The 493-nt window shown below is 62.3% G+C and carries 1 protein-coding gene; it reads left to right on the top strand.

The features are described from left to right. Positions 1 to 359, top strand: a 359-nt coding sequence (locus FOI68_RS23705) for a hypothetical protein (RefSeq protein WP_221935137.1), incomplete at its 5' end; no start/stop codon positions are given. Positions 360 to 493: the final 134 nt, after the last annotated feature.

The following is a 493-nucleotide window of genomic DNA, read 5'->3' as shown; positions in this document are numbered from 1 at the left end:
TCGCCGAAGCGCCCACCACTGACGATCTGCTCTTGATGATTGACCTGTATGTCGCCGACAAAAAGCCGTTCGACGGAACAATGGCTCAAGTGGTGCGGAAGCTCGCTCTCGCGGAGCAAGCGCATGAAGACTGGAGGGGAGCCTACGAACTCGTCCCGGAGCAGCTCAACGGCTTGCGCAAACAGCTTTTCGCAATGGAAGCCAGTGACACGCCGGCTGCGCACTTAGCGTCCGCTTGCTTGGACACGATCGGGGCGATCCGCGATGAAAACGGCGCACCGAAAGACGAGCGCCGGCATCCTGATATCGCTTCCGACCGACCCTGGCCTCTTCCGGTAGGGGCAACAGCCGGGGCTTAGAGGCGGCCCACCTTGTGCGCTGGGTCAAGGCCTTGGATGATGGCGAACAAGCCGGCATGCGCGGTAGGGGGCTGCGGCTTTGCTCCAGGTGACACTCGCGCGAGCCACTCGTCCGGGATGCACGAAGGTTACGA

Source organism: Brevibacillus sp. LEMMJ03 (assembly GCF_007197875.1).
GTDB lineage: Bacteria > Bacillota > Bacilli > Brevibacillales > Brevibacillaceae > Brevibacillus > Brevibacillus thermoruber.
This window is presented reverse-complemented; position numbering and strand designations above follow the sequence as displayed.